Origin of the sequence: Actinomadura sp. KC06 (genome assembly GCF_004348735.1) — a bacterium.
Taxonomy (GTDB): Bacteria; Actinomycetota; Actinomycetes; order Streptosporangiales; family Streptosporangiaceae; genus Spirillospora.
The window spans coordinates 1-6,159 of sequence record NZ_SMKT01000287.1 but is presented as its reverse complement, the minus strand read 5'-3'; the positions used below and the strand labels follow the sequence as shown (position 1 = coordinate 6,159).

5 protein-coding genes are annotated in these 6,159 nt (G+C 70.2%); 3 read left to right on the top strand and 2 right to left on the bottom strand.

All coding sequences use genetic code 11. From position 1 onward, the window contains the following. Window positions 1-235: 235 nt before the first annotated feature. Window positions 236-799 (top strand): dihydrofolate reductase family protein, encoded by a 564-nt coding sequence (locus E1287_RS41570; protein ID WP_131971359.1) that lies wholly within the window; start codon window positions 236-238, stop codon window positions 797-799. An 83-nt stretch (window positions 800-882) separates the two neighbouring features. Here the strand turns inward: E1287_RS41570 and E1287_RS41565 are convergent, their stop codons facing one another. Further along, window positions 883-1,533, bottom strand: a complete 651-nt coding sequence (locus E1287_RS41565) for a TetR/AcrR family transcriptional regulator (RefSeq protein WP_131971357.1) — start codon at window positions 1,531-1,533, stop codon at window positions 883-885. A gap of 254 nt (window positions 1,534-1,787) precedes the next feature. Between E1287_RS41565 and E1287_RS41560 the strand changes: the two genes are divergently transcribed. Both E1287_RS41560 and E1287_RS41555 read left to right on the top strand, forming a co-directional pair. Continuing rightward, on the top strand, window positions 1,788-3,368 hold the full coding sequence (locus E1287_RS41560; protein WP_131971355.1) for a succinic semialdehyde dehydrogenase: 1,581 nt from the start codon (window positions 1,788-1,790) through the stop codon (window positions 3,366-3,368). Window positions 3,369-3,377: 9 nt separating this feature from the next. Then, on the top strand, window positions 3,378-5,129 hold the full coding sequence (locus E1287_RS41555; protein ID WP_131971353.1) for a GMC family oxidoreductase: 1,752 nt from the start codon (window positions 3,378-3,380) through the stop codon (window positions 5,127-5,129). Between the two features lie 222 nt (window positions 5,130-5,351). On the opposite strand, the gene E1287_RS41550 is transcribed toward E1287_RS41555, so the two are convergent. Further along, on the bottom strand, window positions 5,352-6,159 hold an 808-nt coding region (locus E1287_RS41550), incomplete at its 5' end, for a zinc metalloprotease (RefSeq protein ID WP_131971351.1).

The window sequence follows — 6,159 nt, the reverse complement described above, 5'->3', positions numbered from 1 at the left end:
CTTCACCAGATCCAGCACCTTGCGCCGGAACTCAGGGGGATAGCTACGGGGCATCGGATGCCTCTCCTCGTGATCAACGGCACGAGGATTCCAGCAACCCGACACCACCAAAGCCGGGGCACATCACGGCGACCACGGAACTTCACCGGGCGTTGGACGAGGCGGCGCGGCACCGATGAATCTCCCCCTTCCCCGGTCTCTGTCTCTCTGACGGACCATGGACGAGGAGGACGATGTGAGACGCGTGGTGCTCTACATGATGACCAGCGTGGACGGATTCATCGCCGGGCCGGACGGCGACCTCGACTGGATGATCTCACCGGACGAGGAGCGGCAGGCCGAGGGGCTGGAGCAACTCGACGCGATCGACACCGCGCTGATCGGCCGCGGCGTGTACGAGGACATGGTCCGGTACTGGCCGACCGCGTCCGGCGAGTACGCGGACCGTATCAACGCCATGCCGAAGCTCGTCTTCTCCCGCAGGTCAGAGCAGCTGAGCTGGAACAACGCCCACATCGTCCCCGTCGCCGGCGACGCGGACCTGGCCGAGCAGGTGACTCGCCTGAAGAGCGAGCCCGGCAAGGACATGGTGCTGTTCGGCGGCGCGCGTCTCGCGCAGTCCTTCGTACGCCTCGCCCTGGTGGACGAATACCGGCTGTGCGTCCAGCCGGTCGCCCTCGGCTCAGGCCGTCCGCTGTTCGGCGACCTCGAATCCAGAACGGCCCTGACCTTGACCGCGACGCACCCGTTCCCGTCCGGCGCAGCCCTGACCACCTACCGACCGGCACAACCCAACTGACCCCAGCCCGGGGACGCCCGTCGTCCGTGCAACGACTCGCACCCCCGGCGCTCTGGTGTCGGTGATGTGGTGCCGGTTGGGGGTCAGGGGTGGGGGCGGCCTTGCATTAGGGCTTTGCCGGTTTTGTAGAGGTCGGTGGGGACTCGGGCGGGGTCTAGGAGGTGTTGGAAGGCGAGGCCGAAGTCGAGGGCCATGGTGAGGGTGGCGCGTTCGTCGGGGGCTATGCCGTCGGCGGGGTCCAGTTGGCTGGCCAGGCGGGCTCGGCGTTCGGCGTACCAGTCGGCGATGCGCCAGCCGGCGGCGTAGTCGCGCATGCCGTAGAGCCAGAATTCGACGAGGAGGAGGGCGAGCTGGCGGGCGCGGTCGTCGGGGGCGTGGCGGGCGGAGGAGCGGCCTGCGGAGTCGGTGTCCTCTTCGGCGGCGCTGAGTTCTTCGCAGACGTCGGTGTGGGCGGGGTCGCTGGTGAAGCGCTCCATCAGGGCCAGCAGCAGGTCGGTCTTCCCGGCGAAGTTGGAGTAGACGGCGCCCTTGGTGAGGCCGGCGGCGGCGGCGATGTCGTCGAGCGACGCGCCGTGGATGCCGCGTTCGGCCCAGAGGCGCTCGGCGGCGGTGAGCAGCGCGGTGCGGGTCTCGTCGCGGCGGTCCCTGCGTTGCCGGGCGCCGTCGGACGGTCGCGGGGGGCGGGGCACCGGCGTGTCGCCCCCGGGTCGATGGCCGCCGTTGGCGTCCCTCATGCGTTGTCCCTCCGTGAGCGGGGGCGCGCGTCCGAGGCGGCGGGCCGCGCGCCGGGAATCTCCTCCTGTTCTTCGGAATACACCGGTCGGACACGGTCAGTCCCCGAGTTGCGCAACTCAGACTGGCTTGGAACGGTCCGTTCGATGCCGTATCGGCGGCGGGTGACAAGGAACCGGGAGCTGTGCGGCAAACCGCCCACGTCGTGCGTTACTTGCGGGTAGCCAAGAACGCCGGGGCGTCCTACGCTGCGTGCATGGCTTCTCCGACGGTCCGTGCCGAAGGCGCGGCAGAGCGCACGCTGCCCCAGAATCTGGTCGATCGGCTGGCATCTCACATCGCCTCGGACGGCGCCGGCACCGCGACGATCCCGTGCCCGTTCACCGGCGAGGCCCTCGCGACCGTTCCGCTCTCCAGTGCCGACGACGTCCGCAAGGCGTACGAGCGGGCCCGCGAGGCGCAGGCGGCGTGGGCGCGGTTGCCGGTGAGCGAGCGGGTCAAGCCGTTCCTCAGGCTCGCGGACGTGCTCGTCGACCGGCGCGAGGAGATCCTCGACGTCATCCAGCTGGAGACCGGCAAGGCGCGGCGGCATGCGATGGAGGAGTTCCTCGACGTGACGCTGTGCTCGCTGTACTACGCGCGGCGGGCCGCGCGGCTGCTGAAGCCGCGCCGCAGGCAGGGCATGGTGCCGGGGCTGACCCGTGTGCAGGAGTTGCGGCACCCGAAGGGCGTCGTGGCGTTGATCGCGCCGTGGAACTACCCGTTCGCGCTGGGAGCGAGTGACATCGCGCCGGCGCTGATGGCGGGGAACGCGGTGATCCACAAGCCGGACACCCAGACGTGCCTGTCGAGCCTGTGGGTGCTCGATCTGCTGATCGAGCTCGGGCTGCCCCGTGGCGTGTGGCAGGTCGTCGTGGGCGAGCCGTCCGAGATCGGTGATCCCCTGGTGGAAGACGCCGACTACGTGTCGTTCACCGGGTCGACGCGGGGCGGCAAGGCCATCGCGGAGAAGGTCGCGCCGCGGCTGGTCGCGTACTCGCTGGAGCTCGGCGGCAAGAACCCGATGATCGTGATGCCGGACGCCGACGTCGAGCGCACCGCGCGGGGCGCCGTCCGCGGGTGCTTCACCAACGCCGGGCAGCTGTGCATCTCGATCGAGCGGATGTACGTGCACGAGGACATCTACGACCGGTTCGTCCCCCGGTTCGTCGAGCTGGTCAAGGGCATGAGGCTCGGGACCGGACTCGACTTCAAGGCCGAGATGGGGTCGCTCACCTACGAGCGGCAGCTGGACGCGGTGACGCGGCACGTCGACCAGGCCGTCGAGGAGGGGGCCACCGTCCTCGCCGGCGGGAAGGCGCGTCCGGACATTGGGCCGCTGTTCTACGAGCCGACGGTGCTCGCGGACGTCAACGGCGACATGGACCTGTGCGCGAACGAGACGTTCGGCCCCGTCGTCGCGCTCTACAAGTACCGGGACGAGGACGAGGTCGTCGCCCGCGCCAACGACACGCCGTACGGGCTGAACGCCTCGGTGTGGACCAAGAACCCGGCGCGGGGCCGGCGTCTCGCCGCCCGGATCCAGGCCGGGACGGTCAACATCAACGACGGGTACGGCGCGGCCTACGCGTCGTACGACTCGCCGATGGGCGGGATGAAGCAGTCGGGTATGGGACGCCGTCACGGGTCGGAGGGCCTGCTGAAGTTCACCGAGGTGCAGACGGTCGCGAGCCAGCACATCATGGACCTCGAACCGCCGGGTTCGATCGGCTACGACCGGTTCGCCGACCTCATGGCGACCGGGATCAAGCTCATGAAGAAGCTTCGGATCAAGTAGGGATCGCCCGTGAAGCATGACTTCGACGTGCTCGTCATCGGGTCCGGGTTCGGCGGTAGCGTGTCGGCGCTGCGGCTGACCGAGAAGGGTTACCGGGTCGGCGTCATCGAGGCGGGCCGCCGGTTCGACACGAACCCGTCCGGGGCGCCGGGGTCGCGGTACCCGGAGCTGCCCAAGACGAACTGGCGCATCGGCCGCTACCTGTGGGCGCCGGCGCTCGGGCTCACCGGCATCCAGCGGATGCACCTGATCCGGGGCGCGAAGTCGAGCCGGGTGATGGTGCTGGCGGGCGCGGGCGTCGGTGGCGGGTCGCTGAACTACGCCAACACCCTGTACGTCCCGCCGGAGCCGTTCTTCAAGGACCGGCAGTGGGCGCACATCACCGACTGGCAGGACGAGCTGGCGCCCTTCTACGAGCAGGCCAGGCGCATGCTCGGCGTCGTCCAGAACACGACGACGACCGAGGCCGACAAGGTCATGAAGAAGGTCGCCGACCGGATGGGCAAGGGCGACACATACGTCCAGACTCCGGTCGGCGTCTTCTTCGGGCAGGGCGCCGGGGTCGAGAGCGCCGACCCGTACTTCGGCGGGACGGGCCCGCGCCGCCGCGGCTGCCTGGAGTGCGGCGAGTGCATGGTGGGCTGCCGCCACGGCGCGAAGAACATGCTGACGGAGAACTACCTGTACCTGGCGGAGAAGGCCGGGGCGCGGGTGATGCCGCTCAGCCGGGTCACCGGCGTCCGGCCGCTCGCCGGCGGCGGCTACGAGGTCGAGATCGTGCGGACCGGCTCGTTCGGGCGCAACCGGAAGACGTTCACCACCGGGCAGGTCGTCTTCGCCGCCGGTACCTACGGGACGCAGAAGCTCCTGCACAAGCTCAAGGCGACCGGCCGCCTCCCGCGCCTGTCCGACCGGCTCGGCGCGCTGACCCGCACCAACTCGGAGGCGATCCTCGGCGGCGGCCGCGCCAACGGCAGGCCGGGGCCCGACTTCTCCCAGGGCGTCGCGATCACCTCGTCCTTCCACCCGGCGCCGGACACGCACATCGAGCCCGTCCGGTACGGGCGGGGCTCCAATCTGCTCGCAGCCCTCCAGACGCTTCTCGTGGACGGCGATCGGCCCGGCGAGAAGCACACGCCCCGGCTGCTGAAGTTCTTCCGCGAGGCGGCGCGGCGCCCCCGCCACCTGATCCAGCTGCTGGACGTGCGGCACTGGTCCGAGCGGACCGTCATCGCCCTGGTCATGCAGACCCGCAACAACTCGATCACGCTGCGCCCCGAGCGGGGCCCGTTCGGCTGGGACGTCCGCGCGTCCGCGGGCCACGGGGAGCCGAACCCGACGTGGATCCCGGAGGGGCACGAGGCGACCCGGCTGATCGCCGAGGAGATCGGCGGTATGCCCGGCGGCACGTGGGGCGACCTGTTCGACGTCCCGATGACGGCGCACTTCCTCGGCGGATGCGTGATCGGCGACTCGCCCGAGTCGGGTGTCATCGACCCCTACCACCGCGTCTACGGGCACCCGGGCCTGCACGTCGTGGACGGCTCCGCCGTCTCCGCCAACCTGGGCGTCAACCCGTCCCTCACCATCACGGCCCAGGCCGAGCGCGCCATGTCGTTCTGGCCGAACCGCTCCGAGGACGACCCGCGCCCAGCCCTTGGCGACGCCTACCAGCGCCTCAAGCCCGTCGCACCGAAGAACCCCGCCGTCCCGGCCGACGCGCCCGGCGCCCTCCGGCTCCCGATCATCGACATCACCTGACACGACCGCCCCCGTATCCCGTTGCGAACCTCGTGCCTGAATTCTCAGGCCGGCTCGGGGCGGGCGGAAGTAGAACGCGATTCTGTGGAAAAGCCGGCGCCGCCGGCGCTCGGGCATGCGGAAGCCCGGCGCCGGAGCGGCTCCTGCGCGCCCGGGGGGAGGCGTGCGTCGGGAGCGCTCCGGCGCCGGACGGGGATGGCTATTCGCAGTGGGCGGTGACGGCTACGTCCGGTAGGCCGTCCACTGGTCCTGCATGCGCTGGTTCTGGCCGGACGTGAACTCCGTCATGCAGGCGTCGTAGCTGTAGTCCATGAAGTTGTGGATCGGGTCGACGCCAGGGGAGGTGCAGGTGTCGCGGCCGGTCGGGCAGCCGGACGCGGGGCTCTGCTCTGCGGGGGTGTCGGCGACCTGGTCGCCCTGGCCGGAGCAGCCGCCCTGGAACGTGTGGTACAGACCCATCCAGTGGCCCACTTCGTGGGTGCCGGTGTCGCCCTCGTTGTAGTTGCCGAGTGCACCGCCCGGCAGGCTCTGGTAGTGGACGACGACACCGTCCATCGCGGGCTGGGAACGGTAGCTGCTCGGGAACGTGGCCCAGCCCAGAAGGCTGTTGCCTAGGTCGGCCGTGTAGAAGTTGAGGTCCTGCGCGTTGCCCGTGTGCAGAGCGGTCTTCATCTGGCGCTCGTTGCCCTCGGGGTCGGAGAACCAGGCCGCGTTCTGCGTCCGCTTGATCTGGGCGAGCGTGAACGTGATGCCGCTGCTCTTGTAGGCGGCGTTGAGGACGTCGAGCTGCTTGTTCAGCGTCGCGTCCGGGATGTTGCCCGCGCTGCCGTACACGACGTGGAAGTGCACGCGGACGGTGATGGCGGCCTTGGGCTTCTTCCGCAGCTTGCCGATGCGGTCGTGGAAGTCCTTCTCCATCGCCGCCACCTGGGCGTTGCTGGGCTGGTTCCGTTCGGTGACATGGGAACCGGCCCGGACGCGGGCGTCCGCGGGCTGGTCGGCGCAGTGGGCGGACGGTCCTGCGGGGGGC

What these genes read in the sequence shown, in the direction of transcription:
- E1287_RS41560 (WP_131971355.1), top strand. Translation starts at nt 1,788, where the DNA reads ATGGCTTCTCCGACGGTCCGTGCCGAAGGCGCGGCAGAGCGCACGCTG.
- E1287_RS41565 (WP_131971357.1), bottom strand. Translation starts at nt 1,533, where the DNA reads ATGAGGGACGCCAACGGCGGCCATCGACCCGGGGGCGACACGCCGGTG.